The sequence below is a fragment of the Plantactinospora sp. CNZ321 genome, assembly GCF_004217235.1.
On record NZ_SHKQ01000001.1, the window covers coordinates 1,154,275 to 1,173,599 of the forward strand.

The window sequence follows — 19,325 nt, forward strand, 5'->3', positions numbered from 1 at the left end:
TGTCGCGGAGAGTGGATGACATGGTGATCCGCTTCGCGCCGCGTACCGTCGCCCTCGCCGCCACCGGCCTGCTCGCGCTGGCCGGCGCTGCCGCGTGCGGCAATGCCGGCAGCGGCGCCGACCCCGACCGGGTCGACGTCGTCACCGCGTTCTATCCCCTCCAGTTCGTCACCGAGCGGGTCGGCGGGGACGCCGTCCGGGTGGTCAACCTCGCCAAGCCCGGCGCCGAGCCGCACGATCTGGAACTCAACCCCGGCCAGGTCGGGCAGGTCAGCGACGCGGAACTGGTCGTCTACCTCGCCGGCTTCCAGCCGAGCGTGGACGACGCGGTGCGGCAGCAGGCCAGCGACCGGGCCTTCGACGTGGCCACCGTGCGACCGCTGCTACCGGCGACGGCCGGCGGGCACGAGCACGACGGCGCCGACCACGCGCCCGAGGAACCGGGTGCCGAGGAGGGGCACGCGGAGGGGACGGAGGGCAGGGACCCGCACGTCTGGCTGGACCCGACCCGGCTGGCCGAGATCGCCGACGCGCTGGCCGGGCGGCTCGGCGCCGTCGACCCGGACCGGGCCGCCGACTACACCGCCCGGGCGAAGGCGCTCCGCACCGAGCTGGAGACCCTCGATTCCGAGTACGCCCGGGGACTGAAGACCTGCCAGCGACGTGAACTGGTGACCAGCCACACCGCGTTCGGGTACCTGGCGGAGCGCTACCAACTGGAGCAGATCGGCATCTCCGGGCTGACCCCCGAGGACGAGCCGGCCCCGCAGCGGCTGGCCGAGGTGGCCGCCGAGGCCCGCAAGCACCAGGCCAGCACGATCTTCTTCGAGACCCTGGTCAGCCCGAAGGTCGCCGAGACGATCGCCCGGGAGGTCGGGGCGAAGACCGCGGTACTGGATCCGATCGAGGGCCTGCGGCCCGGCAGTACCGGGGACTACCTTTCGGTGATGCGCGGCAATCTCGACGCCCTGAGGACCGCACTGGAGTGCGCATGACCGCACCTGTCGTCACCGTCCAGCAGGGGGTGGTCGCCTACGACGACCGCCCCGTGCTCCGGGGCGTCTCCCTGCGGGTGGACCCCGGCGAGGTGGTCGCCGTGCTCGGCGCCAACGGCTCCGGCAAGTCCACCCTGATCCGGGCGATCCTCGGTCTGGTGCCGCTGGCCGCCGGTACGGTCTCGCTGTTCGGCACCCCGCAGCGCCGGTTCCGGCAGTGGGCCCGGATCGGGTACGTGCCGCAGCGGATGGGCGCCGGCAGCGGCGTACCGGCCACCGTGGCCGAGGTGGTCGCCTCCGGGCGGCTGGCCCGGCGGGGCCCGTTCCGGCCGCCGGGGCGGGCCGACCGGGCGGCGGTGGCCGATGCGCTGGCGGCGGTCGGGCTCGCCGACCGGGCCGGTGACCCGGTGGCCACCCTCTCCGGCGGGCAGCAGCAGCGCACCCTGATCGCCCGGGCGCTGGCCGGCCGGCCCGAGCTGCTGGTCCTCGACGAGCCGACCGCCGGGGTCGACTCGGCCAGCCAGGACGCCTTCGCCGAGGCGCTGCGCGGGTTCGTCGCCGGTGGCGGGACCGTGCTGCTGGTCGCGCACGAACTCGGGCCACTGGCCGGGGTGGTGACCCGGGCGGTGGTGGTACACGACGGGACGATCGCGCACGACGGCCCGGTACCGGAACCGGCCGGGCACCACGCGGCGCCCGGACACGAGCACGTCCACCCGCACGCGCCCGAGGAGTCGACAGGGATGTGGGGCACTCGTCCATGAGCGAGCGAAGCGAGCGAACCAGCCAGCTCAGCGTCGATGTGCCTCATGTCGGCACGGGGCGGAGCGGAGGGCCGGCATGAGCCTCTTCCAGTACGACTTCATGATCAGAGCCCTGGTCGGGGCGCTGGTGATCGGGGTGACCGCCCCGGCGCTCGGCATCTACCTGGTGCAGCGCCGGATGTCGCTGATCGGTGACGGGGTCGGGCACGTCGCGCTGACCGGGGTCGGGGTCGGCCTGCTGCTCGACCGGTCCCCGGTGCTCACGGCGGTGATCGTCGCGGCGGTCGCGGCGGTCGCCATCGAACTGATCCGGGAACGCGGCCGCACCTCCGGCGACGTCGCCCTGGCGATGCTCTTCTACGGCGGCATCGCCGGTGGCGTGATGCTGGTCGGGCTCTCCGGCAGCCGGAGCAACGCCAACCTGATGGCGTACCTCTTCGGCTCGCTGACCACGACGTCGCCGCAGGATCTGGTGGTGATCGTGGTCCTCGCGGTGGTGGTCCTGGCGGCCATGATCGCGCTGCACCCGGCGCTCTTCGCGATCTGCCACGACGAGGAGTACGCCCGGGTCTCCGGGCTGCCGGTCCGGGCGCTGAACCTGCTGCTCGCGGTGACCACGGCGGTGACCGTGACCATCGCGATGCGGGCGGTCGGCCTGCTGCTGATCAGCGCCCTGATGGTGGTACCGGTGGCCACCGCGCAGCTGTTCACCCGCGGCTTCCTCGGCACCATGCTCGCCGCGATGGGGCTGGGGCTGCTCGCCTCGGGCTCCGGGGTGTGGCTGGCCGGCACCGCCAACACCGCGCTCGGGGCCACCATCGTGATCCTGGCGATCGGCCTCTTCCTGGTGGCGTCGGTGGCCGTGGCGGTACGCCGGGCGCTGGCCCGGCGCCGTGCCGTACCCGGGCCGGCGCCGCAGGTAGAACCCTGTGACGTGGTACTCGACGCCGGCCGGCGCACCCCACCGGCCCCGACCCCACCCGCCGGGCCGGTACCGGTTGACCTTGGAACCGCGCACCGAACGACGGTCGGCCGTTAACAACGGTTACCGTTACAGCGTGACGAGCACAAACGCCTACGAGGCCTACGCCGGCGCCGGCGAGCTGCTACGAGCGCTTGCCGCGCCGATCCGGCTCGCCATCGTCAGCGAACTCGCGCAGGGCGAGCGGTGCGTGCACGAGCTGGTGGAGACCCTCGGCGCCCCGCAGCCGCTCGTCTCCCAGCACCTGCGGGTGCTCCGGGGTGCGGGGGTGGTACGCGGTGCGCGGCGCGGTCGGGAAATCGCCTATACCTTGGTCGACGAACACATCGCGCATATCGTGGCGGACGCGGTGAGCCATTCGGGGGAAGCCACCTGACGGGGGGACGTCCGGGGAGGCACCTGACATGACGCGAGGAGGGCGAGATGGCGGCGGCGGGGAACGGCGCGGCGGTACGTAACACCCGACAACGCAGCGCGGTCAGCGCACTGCTCGGCGAGGTCGAGGGCTTCCACAGCGCCCAGGACCTGCACGCGATGCTGCGCAGTCGCGGCGAGCGGGTGGGCCTGACCACCGTCTACCGCACGCTGCAGGGACTCGCCGACGCGGGCGAGATCGACGTGATGCGCCCGCCGGGCGGTGAGCACCTCTACCGGCGGTGCAGCGAGGGGCACCACCACCACCTGGTCTGCCGGGCCTGCGGGCGCACGGTCGAGGTGGAGGGCCCGGCCGTGGAGAGCTGGGCCGACCGGGTCGCCAACAAGCACGGGTTCCGGGACGTCAGCCACACGCTGGAGATCTTCGGCACCTGTCCGGCCTGCGCGGACCGATAACCCGAGGCCCGGCGACCGGCCGCGGCGTTGCCGGTGAGCCGGCGGTCAGCCGGGTGCCGGTGAGCCGGCGGGCAGCCGGCGGCGGCGGGTGAGCCGGCGGTCAGCCGGCGCCGAAGCAGACGAAGGCCGCCGCCGTGGCCTGCGCGGAGCCGTCGCCGGCGGCGGCGAACTCCCGCTGGGCGGCGGCGAGCGCCGAGGCCGGTCGGGCGCCGCCCCCCATCCGGCGGTGCAGGTCCAGCATCAGCGTGGTGGTCAGGTCCGCCGGCACCGGCAGCACGGTGGCGACCAGGCTGCTGGCGCCGAGGGCCAGCAACACCGAGGTGAATCCCATCACCTCGTCGCCGGGACGTACCCCGGACAGCCCCGAGTCGCAGGCGGAGAGGACGACGCAGCCGGGCGGTCGGGGCAGCCGCTCCAACTCGTACGCGGTCAGCGGGCCGTCGGCGAGTTCCAGTGTGGAGAAGAGCGGGTTGTCGGCCCGGAACGTCCCGTGTGCCGCGACGTGTGCCAGCCGGGCCCCGTCCAGTGCCGTGGTGACCGCCTCGGCGGTCGCCTCCGCGCCGGCCAGCAGACGCGCCCCGGGCAGTACCCGGCTCAGCAGGCGTACCTCGGTCTCGGCGGCGGGCAGGCGTGGGCCGGCGGCCAGCAGCGGTGCGCCGTCCGGCAGCGTACGGCGGGCGGCGGCAAGCCACGCCGTCGCCGACGGGGCCACCGTCACCGGCCGGCCGGCACAGGTCGGCAGCCCCGCCCAGGCGACGGCGTGCAGCGCCCCGATCGGCACCATCACCAGTGGCCGGTCGGCCAGGCGGGCCCGCAGCGGCCCGAAGAGCTGCCGGTCCAGGGCGACCGCGGCGTGTTCGACCCCGGCCCGGGCGTCGGGGGTGTCCCCGGTGACGACCAATCTGCGCAGGCCGAACCGGTGCAGCCGGGCCGCGTGCAGGGCCGCGTCGAGCGGGCCGAGGTCGTGCAGGGTCGCCCGGCCGTCCCGGAGCAGTACCGCCCGCAGCCGCTCCCGGTGGGCCACCAGTTCCACGAGTACGGCTTCGCCGAGCCACTCCCCGAGGGTGCGCACACCCGGTGGGGCCAGCAGCCCGCCACCGCCGTCGACCCCCCGGGCCAGCTCCCGGATGTGTCGTTCGAGCCGGGCCTGGCGACGGCGCAGCGCGGTCACCGGCCGGCCGGCGAGCAGTGCCTCCTCCAGCGCGCCGCTGACCATCCGCAGTTCGGCGAGGGCGGCGGCCAGGCCGACGTCCTGCGGCGGGAGCACCGCCCGCATCCGCAGCGCACCGGCCCGCCACCGCTCCGTCCAGGCCAGCACCTGGGCGGGCGTGCCGGCGCTGATGGCGAGGTCGACTCCCTCGGCCGCCAGATCCTGGCCGTGCGCGCCGCTGTGTGCGCGAAGTTCGGTGGCGCCCAGCGCGGCCCGGTACCCGTCGAGCACCGCCAGCCCGCGCTGCAACGCACGGGCGCCACCCCGGTGGTCTCCGCCGATCCGCCGGGACAGCGCCAGCGCGAACCAGCCCTGCGCCCGCCGCGACGCCGTGCCCCGGCGGCGCGCCCGCGCGGCGACCTCCAGCAGTTCCACCGCCCGGCCGGTACGGCCCAGTTCGGTGGCCAGCCGGGCCGCCTCGATCCGGGTGGTCAGCGCCGGACCCGGCCAACCGGTGGCGTCGAGCTGGTCGGCGGTACGCGCCATCGTGGCCAGCAGCGCCGCCGAGCGGGTACCCCGGCGCAGTTCCGCGCGCAGTTCCACGTGCCGGGCGAAGGCGGCCCAGGTGCGGCGCCCCTGGCGGCGGAACCGGACCCGTGCCGAGGCCGCGGCCGTGGTGGCGGTCTCCAGGTCACCGGCGAGCAGCGCGGCCCGGGCCTGGGCAAGCAGCGCCTCGGCGAGGTCCGAGCCCATCCTGCGCCGCCGCAGCTCCCGTACGGCGAGGCTGGCGACCTCGACCGCCTCGTCCACCAGCGGCACCGAGAGCAGCAGCTCGAACCGGTCCAGCAGCAGCGCCGGCCGGGGCACCTTGAGCTGGGCGTACTCCTCCTCGACGGCGGCGAAGCGGCGCAGCGCACCGGGGATGTCGCCGCCGTGGCTGGCGGCGATGCCGATGTTCCACCGGACGTCGGCGGCGGCCAGGTCCAGTCCGAGCCGCTGGAAGATGGCGGCGGCGCGGCCGAGGTCGTCGTCGGCGCCCAGCGTCGCGCCCCGGTGCGCGTTGAGCAGCCCTCGGTTGTTCCGGGCGCGCGCCTCCAGCAGCAGGTCGCCCTCGCGTTGGGCGATCTCGACCGCGATCCCGTACTCCCGGACCGCCTCCTCGAACTGGCCCCGGAAGTGCAGCACCACGCCCCGCTGCATCCGGGCCCGCCCGGCGTCGGCGCCGGTCAGCTCGGGCAGCGCCGAGGTGACCGCGGCCAGTGCGGCGGAGGTACGGCCGGCGTTGGCGAGCACGTAGCCGAGGCTCATCCTGGCCAGTGCCGCCACCCGGGGTGATCCGGCGGCCCGCAGCGCGCGGCGCAGGTGTCGCAGGGCACCGGGCAGGTCGTTGAGTTCCCGCAGGGCCAGCCCGATCGCCCGTTCCGCGGTGGAGCGTTCGTCGGCGTCGGCACCGCCGGTCGCCAGCACCCGCCGCCCGAGCATGATCGCTTCGCGGGGATAGCGCTGAACGGCGTCGAGCGCGGCCCGGGCCGTGGGAGCGACGGAGCCGGCGCTGTCACCCATGCGGACAGAATCCCCGATCGATGACCTTGGGTCAATCTGCGCGGTTATCCGAAAAGAGGTGATTCCCGGCCACCCTCATCGGATCCATGATTATTGACAACTGACTATCACTGGAAAAGAATTGACGACACCTGGAAATGTTCAGGAAGTCGGCCCGCCAACCGCGCTATTTCCGTCCCCTTGGGAGGACCGGTGTCGCCTGACCGTCCCGTCGCGCCGCGCCCGATCCATCGGTTGTCCCGCCGTCGTCTCATGACGTTGGCCGGGCTGGTCGCGGCCACACCGTTGGCCGCCGGGCTGCGACCGGGGCCGGCGGCCGCGAACCGCGACGACGACGCGTACCAGCGGGCATTCCAGGAACTGCTGGCGGCCGATCCCGAGGTGCGCCACCACGGCGAGGCCGGCCGGGAGTTCCTCTACCGCCCCCGGCAGTTGCTGGTCGCCAACCCGGACACCGATCGGGTGGCGGCCGTGTTGCGCAGGGACGGGCACCAGGTCAGCCGCAGCGGTGAGTTCGCCGGCGTCACCCGGCTGCGTTTCGACCGGGAGACCGACGTGCCCTCGGTGGTGGCGAAGCTGCGCGATCCCCGGCAGTGGCCCGACCAGCCGGTCCCCCGGGTGCAACCGCACCACGTGCTGCTGGGCTACGGCAACATCATGGGCAACCCGGGCGGTCCACCGCAGGTCGCCGCCGCGTTACCCGCGCCCGACCCGGCGCACGCCGGGGACGGCGCCGGGGTGATGGTGGGCATCTGCGACACCGGAGTCTGGCGGCTGGCCGGCGCCCGCCATCCGGAGTGGCTCGGCGGCGGCTACCTGCCGCAGGTCGACGACGAGGACCCGCTCTACCTGCACAGCGACGTACTCGGCCCGCAGGGCGGGCACGGCACCTTCGTCGCCGGGGTGGTCCGGCAGGCCGCGCCGGGCGTGTGGTTCGACCCCGAGGCGGCGCTGAACCCGACCGGCGTCGGTGACGAGGCGATGCTGGCGGCGGCCCTGGCCGGGCTCAGCCCGGACGTGTCGATCGTCAACCTGTCGCTGGGCTGTCTCACCCAGGACGACCTGCCGCCGCTGCCGTTGGTGAACGTCCTCGGCGGCCTGCCGACGGGCAGCGTGGTCGTGGCGGCCACCGGAAACGCCGGCATCAACCGGCCGAGCTGGCCGGCCGCGCTGCCCGAGGTACTGGCGGTGGCCGCGGTCAGCCGGGGGGTGAACGGGCTTACGCCGGCCCCGTACAGCAACTTCGGGTCCTGGGTCGACGCGTGCGCGGTCGGCGAGCGGACCAGCACCTTTGTCGACGGCCGGCTGCTGCTGCCCGGACTGCCCGCCAGGCAGTTTCTCGGGTATGCGGCCTGGGCCGGCACGTCCTTCGCGGCGGCACACGTCTCGGGCCGGCTGGCCGCCGTGATGAGCGCCACCGGGCTCGACGCCGCGCAGGCCCGCTCGGTCCTGCTCGGAGATCCCGCCTGGCACCCCGACTACGGCGTACTCGTTGACTGAGCATCCGGATCCCACCCGTCCCGATGCCGGTTCGGTACCGGACGCCCCGGCGACCGACGGGGCCCTCGCCGGCCTGGTGTCCGCCGCCGCGAACGGCGACGAGTTCGCCTGGACCGAGCTGGTCCGCCGCTACGCCCCGCTGGTGCTCTCGGTGATCCGGGCACACCGGCTGAACCGGACCGACGCGGCGGACGTGAACCAGACCGTCTGGCTGCGCCTGGTGGAGCATCTCGGCCGGGTACGCGAGCCGGCCGCCCTGGCGACCTGGCTGGCCACCACCGCCCGGCGGGAGTGCTACCGGCTAGTCCGGGTCGGTCGGCGTACCCAGCCGTTCGACCCGCTCGACGACGCCGTCCAGGGGACCATCGGCGCCCTGCTGCCCCCGGACCTGAGGGCACCGGACGAGAACCTGCTCCGGGCGGAACGCCGGCAGGCGCTGCGGGACGGCCTCGGCCAGCTTCCGGCACGCTGCCGGGACCTGCTGTCCCTGCTGGTGGCCGATCCCCCGACCAGCTACCGGGAGATCGCTGCGCGGTTGGGCATGCCGATCGGCAGCATCGGCCCGTCGCAGGCGCGATGCCTGCGCAAGCTGCGCGACTCCCCCGCGCTGGCCGCGTTCGTCGGGGCGTCCTCGGACGCCGAGGGGAGCGGAGGTGACCGCAATGGGGCAGTGGCCGCCGGCCGATGACGACGCCCTGCTGAGCGAGCTGGGTGAGGCGCTGCGCGACGCGGGACCGCCGCCGGAGGAGTTCCTGGCCGCAGGCTACGCGGCGTGGAGCTGGCGAACCGTGGACGCCGAGCTGGCCGTCGCCGAGCTGACCTTCGACTCGGCCTGCGATCCCGAGCCCGCCGGGCTGACCCGGTCCGCCGGCTCCGCCCGCGCGCTGGCGTTCCACGCCGGTCCGGTCGTCGTCGCGATCGAGGTGACCGGGACCGGCATCGTCGGTCAGCTCTCGCCGGCCCGCGGCGGCCGGGTCGTCGCCCGCACCCCGCACGGCCCGTACGAGGAGGTGCCGGTCGACACCGTCGGCTTCTTCTCGCTGGGTCCGCCGCCGTCCGGTCCGGTCCAGCTACACGCCCGGACCTCCGACTACGCGGTGGCGACCAGTTGGGTCTCGCTGCGCTGAGCCGCCCCGCGCCACCTGCCAGCTGCCACCTGCGCTGCGGCACGTCGTGCCGGACCACCGGCGTCACCACCGGCCGACCACCGGCAAACCGCTGCCACCGCGTGCGCCCGGAGGGGTGCCGGCGTACAGGAGGACGGTCGGACTCCGTTGATACAAATTGACGGGTAATTCTTTCACTCGCATTCCGCCTTATCCGAGAATTACTCCCTCCCCGGCAAAAGCGGGCACGCGCGGCAATCGAATTTATCGCCTATTCCATTGCCTTCGCTCGCTGGATTAGAGTCATTTCGCCGGCACGGTACGAGCGCGCTCCGCACTACACACCGCCCCAGTACCGAGGAGAAGGAACCCCCATGACCTCTGCGAGTCCACGCCTGCTCCGAACCCCCATAGTGTTGTTCGGCGCGGTACTGGCCACCCTGCTGACCTTCTCGACGAGCGGCGCCGCCCTGGGTGGCGGCGCCGACAACGGGTCGACGACCGGCGCGGCGGTGTCCGCGCGTACCGACGCGTTCATGAAGGACACCGCGTCGGACGTCGGGAACGAGCCGCACGGGGCGATCTACTCGTCCTTCTTCAACAGCCCGGACGTCAAGATCTGCCCCAGCGGGGTCGAGTGTCCCTCCCACACGAACCCGGTCGTCGGCTCGACCAGCTACATCTTCGTCAAGCTCCGGAACCCGGGCCCGTACGGGTCGGGGATCAGCTCCGGCACGCTGCGCGCGTACTACACCACCTCGGGTGGCGCCGCGAACTGGCCGGCACACTGGACCCCGATCGGCTCGAAGACCCTGCCGGTCGCGCCCGGTGAGACCGTCACCTCCATCGCGTGGCCCAACGTGCCCTCCATCGGCCACTTCTGCCTCCTGCTGCGCTGGGAGTCCGCGACCGATCCGATGAACTTCGAGGGCACGGCGACGTCCATCAACACGCAGTACAACAACAACATCGTCTGGAAGAACGCCAACACCGTCCCGGCCACTCCGGGCGGGCCGGCGGTGGACCGGCCGTACGCGCTGGCGAACGCGCTGGCCGTACCGGCGAACTTCGATCTCGTGTTCCGGCCGGCGGACCAGGTCGCCCCGGACCTGAAGATCGTGGTCGACCTCGGCCCGGAGCTGTTCGAGCGCTGGGCGCGCAACGGTGGGGCAGGCGACGGCGTCCGGGTGGTCGGTCGGAGCCAGCTGGAGGTGAACCCGGCCAGGGCACAGATCAGGGACCTGCTGATCTATCCGGACGAGCGTCCCGTCGTCAAGTTGAGCTTCGCGGCCGCCGAGGTCGTGCAGAAGCCGTACGTGCTCCAGGTGTTGCAGGTCGGACCGGCCCGTGAGGTCGGCGAGAAGTTCGTGCTGGGCGGGGTGGACTACACCATCGTGCCGGGCCGGGGCTGACCCCGAGGCGGGACGGTGGGCCGGGGATGCGTTCCCCGGCCCACCGGTGCGTCGGCGGCGCCCGGCGCCGCCGACCGGCCCGTGGCACGCTGACCGGCATGAGGGTCTATGCCGATCGCTTTCCGACCGCCGCCCGTCAACTCCTCACCGATCTGCTCGTCGTCGCCTGGATCTACCTCTGGATCCGGGCGGCGATGTGGTTGCACGACCTGGTGCAGAAGCTCGCCGTACCCGGACAGAAGCTGGAAGGGGCCGGCGGTGGACTCGCCGACAACCTGGCCGACGCGGGTGGCAAGGTCGGCCGGGTGCCGGTGGTGGGCGACGAACTGACCGCGCCGTTCGAGAACGCCGCCGAAGCGGCCCGGGCGATGGCCGAGGCGGGGCGGGACCAGCAGGCGCTGGTCGGGGAACTGGCGTTGGCACTGTCCCTGGCCCTGCTGGTGTTTCCGCTCGGGGTGGTGCTGGTCGGCTGGCTGCCGTTGCGGGTGCGCTGGATGCGCCGGGCGGGCGCGGCTCGGGCGTTGCGCTCGGCGCCGGCCGGCCGGGACCTGTTGGCGCTGCGGGCGTTGGCGACGCAGCCGATCCGGAAGCTGACCCGGATCGACCCGGATGTCGCGCAGGCGTGGCGGCGGGGTGACGCCGATACGGTGGACGCGCTGGCCGCGCTGGAACTGCGCGCCCTCGGGCTGCGGGCCACCCCGGTACGCCGCTGACGTCGCCCACCGCCCACCGCCACCGCCCACCTCGCAGGGCTCGGCCCAGCACTGCGGGGCTACCTCCTCGCGGGGCTCGACTCAGCCGGTGAAGGACTCGGGACCGAACCGGCCCCAGGCCACGAAGACGGCCATGCCGAGATAGACCAGGTCGGGGATGATCGTCACCCGCTCGCCGCGGCGGAGGCGCATGATGGCCGCCCCGGTGAAGAGCAGCGCCACGCAGGTTGCGGTGATCGGCACCAGAACCGGCGCGATGTCCAGGAGGGCGGGCAGGATCAGGCCCACCGCAGCCAGGAGTTCAAGGGCGCCGATGACCCGCAGGGCGCCGGGACTGAAGTCGAGGACCCACTGGCCGGCGCGCCCGCCCGCGGCGGCCATCTTCTCCCTGGGTACGAACATCTTCGAGGTGCTGATCAGGAGGACGGTGGCCAACACCCCGGTGACGATCCATAGCGCGAGGTTCACAGGTGTTTCCTTTCGAACCGGTGACTGTCTTCGCCGTCAGGTTCCGAGAACATGACGTCTCCGCTCGTTGTGCTCACCAACAACAGACGAGACAGCCGGACACCCCATGACCGGTGGTTACCGAGGTCACAGTGGGGTGCCGCGATGCACGGCGAACAGCGATCACCGGACGACTTCCCCCGCCGCCCGCTGGGCGGCACCGGCCTGCACGTCACCCCGGTCTGCGTCGGCGGCGGCCCGCTGGGGCAGCATGCCGGGCCTCTTCGGGTACGACGTCAGCGCCGAACGCGGCACCGAGACCACGCTCGCCGCGCTGACCGGCCCGTTCAACTTCCTGGACACCGCCGCCGGCTACAGCGACGGGGAGAGCGAGCGGCGGGCGGCGGCACTCCAGTTCTCGCTGCGCGAATCCCGGACCACCCCCCCCGTCTCACTCACTCGCTCTCCGGCTTCGGGATCCGCCGGCGTACGTCCTCGACGGACGACGGGCCGGGCTGCCACGGCGCGACCCAGGGCAGGTCGGCGGGCGGGGTGATCACACCCTCTTCCAGGAAGGCGTAGCGGCCGGCGAGGATCCGCTTCGCCGCCGCCGTGTCGACCGAGTCGGTGTTCTCCCACAGTGCCCGGAACAGCGCCGCGATCCGCACCCTGGCCTGTCGGCAGAAGAGGTCGGCCAGTTCCACGCCCTCCGGCCGGGTCTCCCGTTCCGCGTTCGCCCGCACACAGACCGCCGACATCGCGAAGAGTTCGGCGCCGATGTCCACGATCCGGCCGAGGAAGCCCTGCTTGTGCTCCAGTTTGCCCTGCCAGCGGGACATCGCCAGGAACGTGGACCGGGCCAGTTTCCGGGACGACCGCTCGACGTGACGCAGGTGTCCGGCGAGGTGGCCGTACTCGGCGTACCCGCCGGGGTTCTGGCCGCGACCGACCGCGAGGGTCGGCAGCCACCTGGCGTAGAACGCACCCGCCTTGGCGCCCGCCCGGACCTTCTGGCCCAGTTCGGCGTCGGGGTCGATGATGTCGCCGGCCACCGAGAGGTGCGCGTCGACCGCCTCCCGGGCGATCAGCAGGTGCATGATCTCGGTCGAGCCCTCGAAGATCCGGTTGATCCGCAGGTCGCGGAGGATCTGCTCGACGGCGGCCGGCCGCTCACCCCGGGCGGTCAGCGAGTCGGCGGTTTCGTAGCCGCGCCCACCCCGGATCTGCACCAGTTCGTCGGCGATCTTCCAGGCCATCTCGCTGGCGTAGAGCTTGACCAGGGCGGCCTCGATCCGGATGTCGAAGCGGTCGTCGTCGGCGAGCAGGCAGCAGAGGTCGAGCATCGTCTCCATGCCGTAGGTGGTGGCGGCGATGAAGGCGAGCTTGCCGGCCACCGCCTGGTGCCCGCCGACCGGCCGGCCCCACTGCACCCGCTCGGCGGCCCACTCCCGGGCCACGTTCAGCGACCACTTGCCGGCGCCGACGCACATCGCCGGCAGCGAGAGCCGACCGGTGTTCAGGGTGGTCAGCGCGATCTTCAGGCCGCGTCCCTCGCCGCCGATGACGTTCTCGGCCGGGACGAAGACGTCGGAGAAGCGGGTCAGGCTGTTCTCCAGGCCGCGCAGCCCGAGGAAGGCGTTGCGCCGTTCGACGGTGATCCCGGGCGAGTCCGCCTCGACGACGAACGCGGTGATGCCGCCGCGCCGCCCCTCCGCGGCGGGCACCCGGGCCATCACCACCAGCAGGCCCGCCACGGTGCCGTTGGTGGCCCAGAGCTTGACGCCGTTGATCCGGTAGCCGGTGCCGTCGGGGGTCGGCTCGGCGGTGGTGCCCAGCCGGGCCGGGTCGGAGCCGACGTCCGGCTCGGTCAGCAGGAACGCCGACACCTCACCGGCGGCCAGCCGGGGCAGGAAGCGCTGCTTCTGCTCGTCGGTGCCGAACATCTTCAGCGGCTGCGGCACCCCGATCGACTGGTGCGCCGAGAGCAGCGCGCCGATCGCCGGGCTGGCCGAGCCGGCCAGGGTCAGCGCCCGGCAGTAGTGCAGGTTGCTCAGGCCGAGGCCGCCGTACTTCTTGTCGATCTTCATCCCGAAGGTGCCGAGCCGGGCGAGTCCGGAGAACACCTCGTCCGGGATCATGGCGTCCCGCTCGATCGCCGCGCCGTCCACGTCGGACCGGACGTAGCTGTCGAGCCGGTCGAGGAACTCCTGTGCTTCGGCGGCGCGCTCGGGGTCGGGCTGCGGCCACGGGTCGATCAGGTCGAGCCGGAGCCGGCCGAGGAAGAGTTCCTTGCCGAAACTCGGCTTGCCCCACTCGGTCTCCCGGGCGGCCTCGGCCACCTGTCGGGCCTCCCGCTCGGAGACCTGTCCCGCCTCCTTCGGCAGCGGCCCGGCTCCGTCCGACCCGCTCGACGCCGGCCTGTTCCGCTCTGTCGTGGTCACGGCAACCCCCTCGATCGAGTACGGCGGTGAGGGGCCACCCGCGCTCATCACTCCGTGCGGCGGAGCGGGCAACCCCCTTGACGTGCAGCGGTCGAATACACCACCAACGCTACCCGGTTTTGTTACCCGCCGGTAGCACAAAATATGCGCATGCCGTCATCCCTGACCCCCCGAGGCGCCGGGCCAGGCGCCGGGCAGACACGCCGCCGGAGGAATGACGGTGCATTGGCGAGACTGTCGAGCCGCCGTCACCGTCCACATTGCCGCGCCGTGCTATGAATAGGCCGGCACCGATCCCGTCGAGCGATGGTGGTGAGGGCGGCGTGACGCACCAAACTGGGATCCGGCTCCGGTCGGCAGTGCTGGCCACGGTCGGCGTACTTCTGGTGGCGACGGGATGCTCCGGCGGTGACGCCGACGACACCCCCGCACCCGCGACCACGTCGGCGGGCTCCGGGACCTCGGCGCCGGCCGCGAGCACGGCGGCCACGCCGGAGGGAAAGGCGGCGGCGCTGAAATTCGGACTCCCGAAATATCCGGAGGCGCTGGTCGACGCGGAGGGCAGGACGGTGTACACCTTCAGCGGTGACCGCCACGGCAACGTCACCTGCCTGGACGCCTGCGCGCAGGAGTGGCCACCGGTCCTGACCGTGGGCGACCCCACCTTCGCCGACGACCCCACCGCGGCGGGCGGTACGCAGGGACTCGGCAACGGTCTCTGGCAGGCGACGTACTCCTCCTGGCCGCTCTACTACTACTCCGGTGACACCGCGCCGGGACAGGCGAACGGCCTCGGCAAGGAGTCCTTCGGTGGCAGGTTCACGATCATCCTGCGCAACGGCAACCGGATCGGTTAGCGGAACCGGGCTGCCGACGGATTGCCCGGCGGGATCGCGCGCAGCTCGGTCAGGGCGTACCTCGCGGCCTTCTCCACCGCCGCGATGCCCTGTTGCCGGGTCGGGTGGTGGTCGGAGAGTACGGCGACCAGCCAGTCCCGGCCCGGCTCGACGATCCGGCCGATGCTGTTCGCCAGCCACAGGCCGTCGTCGGCGTCCACAGTGGTCCAGCCGTTCTTGACGTAGCTGGCGGTACTGGCCGGGCCGGCGGCGGCGGTGATCCCCCAGTCCTGCTCCCGGTCGACCTGCCCCATCAGCCCGAGCAGGAACTTCCGACCGGCGTCGCCGAGCGGACCGGCCGGGTCGGCTATCGCGGTCAGCAGCCGGAGCTGGTCCGCCGCGGTCGTCGTGGTCATCCCCCAACTCGGGCTCGGGGTGGTCTGGCGCAACCCGAGAGCCTTGTTCGCGGCGGCCAGCCCGCGCCGGCGACCGATCGTGGCGTAGAGACTGCTCGCCGCGTCGTTGTCGCTGACCACGATCATCGCTCGGGACAGCTGCCGCTCGGATCCGCTGAGCCTGCGCCCCTGGTCCTGCCGGCGCAGCAGCAACGCCGCCAGGATGTCGACCTTGACGATGCTGGCCGTCTGGTACCGCCGGGTGCCGGCGACCACCACCAGGCCGCTGGCCCGGTCCCGCGCCGCGAGCGTGACCCGGCCGCCGACCCCGCGCAGGTACCGCTCGATCCGGGTACGCGCCAGCGCGGCGTGGTCCGGGGTCGGGCTCGGCGTCGGCCGGGCCGGGCTGGGCGCCGCCGCCGGCTGCGGGCCGGCCTCCACCGAACCCGCCCACCGGTACGCCAGTCCGGTGCCGGCAACGCCCGCGCCGAGCAGTGCGGCGGCGGTGCCGACCAGCAGCTCCCGGCGCCTCGGCCCGCGTCGGCTAGCCAAGGAGGTCCGCCAACTTCTTCGCCACCGCGTACGCGGCGCTCCGGTCCACCGGCCCGGGAACGTTCAGCGTCGAGAGCCGGTCGTCGTGTCGAACCGCCACCAGCAGGGAGGACCGGGCGGGCGTCCCCGGTGACTCGATCCGCCCCTGCACCACCACCGCGTCGGCGGCCGGAAGCCCGGTCTCCACCAGGGTGAACGAGATGCTGGCGCCGTAGGCGTCGTACCGGGAGCAGGTCCGGACCACCCGGCGTACGTCGTCGAGAGCCCGCACCGCCCAGCCCGGCTCGTACGCCTCGACGACCTGCGTCGCGACCAGTTCGGACGGCTCGTGCCGGTACCGGCGCTGCACCGCGTCGGTCCGGTGCCGCTGGGCCGGATAGTCCCCCTCCCGGTACGCCGGGCAGTCGGCCTGGAGCCACGGCCACGGCGGCGGCTCCGGCGGATGTGGACTCTGCCGCCATCCCGTGCCCAACCCGCTCGGCTGGAGCAGGGCCGGATCGAGTCCGGCGGGCCGGTCCGCCGGACCGCTCGCCGTCAACCGGGCCTGCTGGTCGACCGGCGATCGGGGGGCCGGATCCGCACCGCAACCGACGACGACCAGCACGACGAGCAGCAGGAGGGCGGTCCCGGCCGCCGGAAACTGTCTTGCTGGGGCTTCCACGACCCTAATGACGACCGGGGCAGCCAGGACTTTGCATGGGTCGGCTATCCGGTGGCGGCCCGCAGCTCCCGTTCCGGGTCGGCCTCGACCTCGGCCGACACCGGCGACGTACGCGCCGGGCCGGTGACCGGCTTCGGCTTGCCGATGAGGTACCCCTGGACGAAGTCCACACCGTAGTCACGGAGCAGATCCCTGGTTGCCTCGTCCTCGACGTGCTCGGCCGCGGTCCGGATGCCCAACCCGCGGCACATCTCGACGATCGACCGCACGATCCCCCGGTTCGCCACCGAGTGCTCGATCCCGGCGATGAACTCGCCGCCCAGCTTCACCAGGTCCACCGGAAAGTAGGTGAGGAAGGCGAACGGCACGTGTCCGGAGCCGAAGTCGTCGAGCGCGAGTTGGCAGCCGAGCTGGCGGATCCCGTACGCGAAGTTGTGCGCCTCGGTCAGGTTGCCGATCCGCGCCGTCTCGGTGATCTCGAAGGTGAGCTGGCCGGGATCGACGTCGTACCGCTGGAGCCGCTCCTGCACCCGATCCAGCAGGTGCGGGTCGCCGAGTGACCGCCCGGAGAGGTTCACCTGGTAGTGCGAGGTACCCGAGCCCCGGGCGATCAGCTCGATGGTGCGGTCGATCACCCACCGGTCGATCGGCAGGATCTCGTCCAGCCGCTCCGCGTCGCCGAGCAGGGTCGACGCGGAGTGCGCCTGCCCGCCGTCGTCGACCAACCGGAGCAGGATCTCCTGCCGGGTGATCTGGTTGAGCCGCAGGTCGAGGATGGGCTGGGTGTAGAGGGTGAACCGGTTCTCCGCCACCGTGGCCCGTACCCGGCTGCGGCACAGTTCCCGGCGTTCGTCCTCGGCCGCCGGCCGGTCCAGGGCGACCCGGGCGACGCCGGTGCCCCGGGCCCGGCGCCAGGCCGTCTCCGCGTCCACGATCAGGTCGACGCCGCGGCTGCCGTCCCGCCCCTGGTAGCGGACCAGGCCACCCCAGGCGTCGACCAGCCGGGCCCGCTCCAGCACGAAGGACTGGGAGCGGATGCCGTCGATGATCCGCTCGGCGAGCGCGGTGGCGGAACTGAGCGTTGTCCGCTGCATCAGTACCCCGAACTCGTTCGGACCGGTCCGGCCGCAGACGTCGGAGCGGCGGGCGACCCGGCGGACGACCTGGGCCACCGCCGCCGCCAGCCGCTCCTGCTCGTCGCCGCTCCCGGGCCCGCCGTCGCCGCCAGGTACACCGTCGCCGCCGTTGTCCTGGCCGACCGCCGGGCCGACCGCCGGACCGACCGCCGGGGCGACCGGTTCGACGGCCACCACCAGCAGTACTCCCGGCCCGCCCCGCTGGGCGGTGTCGATCTCGTCGGCGAACCTGGCCCGGTGGAAGAGCCCGGTGACCGGGTCCCGGCCGGCCGGTTCCGCCTGCACCGTCTCGCGGCGGCGGGCCAGTCGCGCCTGCTCCTGGCGGGCGAGTTCGATCTCGGTGACGTCCCGGGCGGTGGCGACGATGCCGTACGGCCGGTTCTCCCCGTCGACGACGTATTCCAGGCGGCAGTGCACGTACCGGGTGACCCGGTCCGGGCGGACCACCCGGCAGGTCGTCTCCCGGACGGTCCGGTCCCGCCACGCCGACTCGACCACCCGGCGTACCCCGTCGACGTCCTCGGGGTGGATCAGCCGGGTCAGCGCCGCGACCGAGTGCCGGACGGTGCCGGGCGGATGACCGAGGATCAGGGCCATCTCGTCCGACCAGGTCAGCTCCGCGCTGGCCTGGATCCAGGTGACGGTGCCGAGCTTGGCCAACTGGGCCTCCCGGGTGATCCGGGCGACCTCGTCGGTGTCGGCGGTGAGCGGATCGCGTACCTCGATGTCGCCGGTCAGGTCGCGGCCCTCGGAGACCGCCCGCCGGTATTCCTGCTGCACCCGGCGGGTGGCCCGGCGGGCCCGGGCCCGTTCCAGCTGCGTGCAGGTCCGGTCCGAGGCCAACGCCAGGATGTCGTCCAGGTTCATCCCCGCTCCCTCCCGGAGGGCGTGTCGAAGCCCGCCTGCTGGGCGAGTTCCTTCAACCGGTGCCGGGCCTCCTGCCGGTACGTCCGCACGGTGTTGTACGCGATGCCGAGGATGGCCGCGATCTCGTGGTCGGACCAGCCGTCGAGGGCCAGTACGAAGACCTCGGCCTGGCGGGGCGGCAACCTCGGCAACCAGCCACGCAGCAGTTCCCGGGCCTCAGCCGGGTCGGCCGGTTCGGCGAGCCGCTCCGGCGGTACCTCGTCCAGGCTCACCGTCACGTCCTGCCGCCGGCGCCGGTGCAGCACCAGCAGCTTGTAGCGGGCGGTCTTGTACATCCAGGCCAGCGGCTTCTCGTAGTCGCGGATCTGCTCCCACTTGTCCCGGGCGGTGATGAACGCCTCCTGTACGGCGTCCTCGACCAGACCCCGGTCCGGGCAGCGGGCGAGCAGGAAGCGCTCGACCTGTACGAAGTTCTGCTGGCAGAACGCCTCGAAGCTCACCTCTGACTCGGTCTGGCCCGCCCGGTCCCCCAACCGGGTGGCCGGATCGGCACGCACCACCGCGTTGTCCCCACTCACGCCGCCTCGCCCCCGTCTGTTCGACGGAGGCTGCGCAGTTCCCCGACCCGGTGCCCGTCGCGGTCCCGCGCGTGGACCCGTAGGTCGGTCGAGCCGCCGCCGGTCGACCGGATCAGACCCACCGGTACTGCCACCGAGCCACCGGTCGACAGTCCCCCCAGAACGTCGCTCATCCTCGCCTCTCGCGGTCCGTAGTTGTCGTTCCGGGTATAACTCTCCGTCAAGCGCCTTGGCGTAGGGGGCGACCCGCCAGGGTGAAGATGTCAATGATCAAAAAAGCGGCGACCACGTGCGGCATTTCCTCCGATCGGCCACAGTAGACAGGCCGATCGGGCGAGCACATGTACTGTCGAGTATGGATTACGCGCGGTGATGAGGTGGCGATCGGCCGGCATC

19 protein-coding genes and 1 pseudogene are annotated in these 19,325 nt (G+C 73.0%); 11 read left to right on the forward strand and 9 right to left on the reverse strand.

Translation table 11 applies throughout. The features are described from left to right. Positions 1-20 precede the first annotated feature (20 nt). The 5 genes and pseudogenes from EV371_RS05015 to EV371_RS05035 all read left to right on the forward strand — a co-directional run bounded on the left by EV371_RS05015 (position 21) and on the right by EV371_RS05035 (position 3,572). The gene (locus EV371_RS05015) at positions 21-995 is read left to right on the forward strand and encodes a metal ABC transporter substrate-binding protein (protein ID WP_130461012.1); all 975 of its coding nucleotides are present in this window, start codon (positions 21-23) and stop codon (positions 993-995) included. After that, positions 992-1,759: a metal ABC transporter ATP-binding protein gene (locus EV371_RS05020; protein ID WP_130461013.1), complete on the forward strand. Its 768-nt coding sequence runs from the start codon at positions 992-994 to the stop codon at positions 1,757-1,759. The genes EV371_RS05015 and EV371_RS05020 overlap by 4 nt, the downstream gene beginning before the upstream one ends. A 76-nt stretch (positions 1,760-1,835) precedes the next feature. Then, positions 1,836-2,702, forward strand: a pseudogene (locus tag EV371_RS05025) (metal ABC transporter permease); the annotation flags it as partial. Between the two features lie 115 nt (positions 2,703-2,817). Beyond that, positions 2,818-3,117 (forward strand): metalloregulator ArsR/SmtB family transcription factor, encoded by a 300-nt coding sequence (locus EV371_RS05030; protein WP_130461015.1) that lies wholly within the window; start codon positions 2,818-2,820, stop codon positions 3,115-3,117. Between the two features lie 47 nt (positions 3,118-3,164). Continuing rightward, complete coding sequence (locus EV371_RS05035) at positions 3,165-3,572, forward strand: transcriptional repressor (protein WP_130461016.1); 408 nt, start codon at positions 3,165-3,167, stop codon at positions 3,570-3,572. A 100-nt stretch (positions 3,573-3,672) separates the two neighbouring features. Here EV371_RS05035 and EV371_RS05040 read toward each other — a convergent pair whose 3' ends face one another. Continuing rightward, on the reverse strand, positions 3,673-6,285 hold the full coding sequence (locus EV371_RS05040) for a CHAT domain-containing protein (RefSeq protein WP_130461017.1): 2,613 nt from the start codon (positions 6,283-6,285) through the stop codon (positions 3,673-3,675). Positions 6,286-6,537: 252 nt separating this feature from the next. Between EV371_RS05040 and EV371_RS05045 the strand changes: the two genes are divergently transcribed. From EV371_RS05045 to EV371_RS05065, 5 genes are all read left to right on the forward strand, one after another. Continuing rightward, entirely contained in the window at positions 6,538-7,785 is a 1,248-nt protein-coding gene (locus EV371_RS05045) for a S8 family serine peptidase (protein WP_130461018.1), read from the forward strand. Next, the gene (locus tag EV371_RS05050; protein WP_349339397.1) at positions 7,778-8,473 is read left to right on the forward strand and encodes an RNA polymerase sigma factor; all 696 of its coding nucleotides are present in this window, start codon (positions 7,778-7,780) and stop codon (positions 8,471-8,473) included. Before EV371_RS05045 ends, EV371_RS05050 begins: the two co-directional genes overlap by 8 nt. Further along, positions 8,448-8,912, forward strand: a complete 465-nt coding sequence (locus EV371_RS05055; RefSeq protein WP_130461019.1) for a hypothetical protein — start codon at positions 8,448-8,450, stop codon at positions 8,910-8,912. The genes EV371_RS05050 and EV371_RS05055 overlap by 26 nt, the downstream gene beginning before the upstream one ends. 353 nt (positions 8,913-9,265) lie before the next feature. Next, on the forward strand, positions 9,266-10,303 hold the full coding sequence (locus EV371_RS05060) for a hypothetical protein (protein ID WP_130461020.1): 1,038 nt from the start codon (positions 9,266-9,268) through the stop codon (positions 10,301-10,303). Between the two features lie 98 nt (positions 10,304-10,401). Continuing rightward, positions 10,402-11,016: a hypothetical protein gene (locus EV371_RS05065; protein WP_130461021.1), complete on the forward strand. Its 615-nt coding sequence runs from the start codon at positions 10,402-10,404 to the stop codon at positions 11,014-11,016. An 81-nt stretch (positions 11,017-11,097) separates the two neighbouring features. On the opposite strand, the gene EV371_RS05070 is transcribed toward EV371_RS05065, so the two are convergent. The 3 genes from EV371_RS05070 to EV371_RS05080 form a co-directional block, all read right to left on the reverse strand. Then, a complete protein-coding gene (locus EV371_RS05070) occupies positions 11,098-11,484 on the reverse strand; it encodes a DoxX family protein (protein WP_130461022.1) in 387 nt (128 codons plus the stop codon). A 162-nt stretch (positions 11,485-11,646) separates the two neighbouring features. Further along, positions 11,647-11,826 carry a hypothetical protein gene (locus EV371_RS33285; RefSeq protein WP_165436610.1) on the reverse strand — a complete coding sequence of 60 codons (180 nt, stop codon included), beginning with the start codon at positions 11,824-11,826 and terminating at the stop codon, positions 11,647-11,649. A gap of 92 nt (positions 11,827-11,918) precedes the next feature. Next, positions 11,919-13,904 (reverse strand): acyl-CoA dehydrogenase family protein, encoded by a 1,986-nt coding sequence (locus tag EV371_RS05080; RefSeq protein WP_130461023.1) that lies wholly within the window; start codon positions 13,902-13,904, stop codon positions 11,919-11,921. Between the two features lie 323 nt (positions 13,905-14,227). Here EV371_RS05080 and EV371_RS05085 point away from each other — a divergent pair, with 323 nt between their 5' ends. After that, positions 14,228-14,761: a COG4315 family predicted lipoprotein gene (locus EV371_RS05085; protein ID WP_130461024.1), complete on the forward strand. Its 534-nt coding sequence runs from the start codon at positions 14,228-14,230 to the stop codon at positions 14,759-14,761. Here the strand turns inward: EV371_RS05085 and EV371_RS05090 are convergent. Genes EV371_RS05090 through EV371_RS33290 form a run of 5 tightly spaced genes read right to left on the reverse strand, consistent with a single transcriptional unit; the run spans position 14,758 to position 19,102 of the window. Beyond that, positions 14,758-15,687 (reverse strand): serine hydrolase, encoded by a 930-nt coding sequence (locus EV371_RS05090; protein WP_130461025.1) that lies wholly within the window; start codon positions 15,685-15,687, stop codon positions 14,758-14,760. The two genes, EV371_RS05085 and EV371_RS05090, sit on opposite strands and share 4 nt — an antisense overlap. Next, positions 15,680-16,348 carry a hypothetical protein gene (locus tag EV371_RS05095; protein ID WP_130461026.1) on the reverse strand — a complete coding sequence of 223 codons (669 nt, stop codon included), beginning with the start codon at positions 16,346-16,348 and terminating at the stop codon, positions 15,680-15,682. The genes EV371_RS05090 and EV371_RS05095 overlap by 8 nt, the downstream gene beginning before the upstream one ends. A gap of 44 nt (positions 16,349-16,392) precedes the next feature. After that, on the reverse strand, positions 16,393-18,351 hold the full coding sequence (locus tag EV371_RS05100; protein ID WP_130461027.1) for a bifunctional diguanylate cyclase/phosphodiesterase: 1,959 nt from the start codon (positions 18,349-18,351) through the stop codon (positions 16,393-16,395). Further along, positions 18,348-18,929, reverse strand: a complete 582-nt coding sequence (locus EV371_RS05105) for a sigma-70 family RNA polymerase sigma factor (protein ID WP_165436611.1) — start codon at positions 18,927-18,929, stop codon at positions 18,348-18,350. Before EV371_RS05105 ends, EV371_RS05100 begins: the two co-directional genes overlap by 4 nt. After that, positions 18,926-19,102: a hypothetical protein gene (locus EV371_RS33290; RefSeq protein ID WP_165436612.1), complete on the reverse strand. Its 177-nt coding sequence runs from the start codon at positions 19,100-19,102 to the stop codon at positions 18,926-18,928. The genes EV371_RS05105 and EV371_RS33290 overlap by 4 nt, the downstream gene beginning before the upstream one ends. Positions 19,103-19,325 lie beyond the last annotated feature (223 nt).

Bases quoted from the DNA above. Each gene is read 5' to 3' on its own strand.
- EV371_RS05015 (WP_130461012.1), top strand. From the start codon at position 21: ATGGTGATCCGCTTCGCGCCGCGTACCGTCGCCCTCGCCGCCACCGGC.
- EV371_RS05020 (WP_130461013.1), top strand. From the start codon at position 992: ATGACCGCACCTGTCGTCACCGTCCAGCAGGGGGTGGTCGCCTACGAC.
- EV371_RS33290 (WP_165436612.1), bottom strand. From the start codon at position 19,102: ATGAGCGACGTTCTGGGGGGACTGTCGACCGGTGGCTCGGTGGCAGTA.
- EV371_RS05060 (WP_130461020.1), top strand. From the start codon at position 9,266: ATGACCTCTGCGAGTCCACGCCTGCTCCGAACCCCCATAGTGTTGTTC.
- EV371_RS05040 (WP_130461017.1), bottom strand. From the start codon at position 6,285: ATGGGTGACAGCGCCGGCTCCGTCGCTCCCACGGCCCGGGCCGCGCTC.
- EV371_RS05100 (WP_130461027.1), bottom strand. From the start codon at position 18,351: ATGAACCTGGACGACATCCTGGCGTTGGCCTCGGACCGGACCTGCACG.
- EV371_RS05065 (WP_130461021.1), top strand. From the start codon at position 10,402: ATGAGGGTCTATGCCGATCGCTTTCCGACCGCCGCCCGTCAACTCCTC.
- EV371_RS05055 (WP_130461019.1), top strand. From the start codon at position 8,448: ATGGGGCAGTGGCCGCCGGCCGATGACGACGCCCTGCTGAGCGAGCTG.
- EV371_RS05045 (WP_130461018.1), top strand. From the start codon at position 6,538: ATGACGTTGGCCGGGCTGGTCGCGGCCACACCGTTGGCCGCCGGGCTG.
- EV371_RS05035 (WP_130461016.1), top strand. From the start codon at position 3,165: ATGGCGGCGGCGGGGAACGGCGCGGCGGTACGTAACACCCGACAACGC.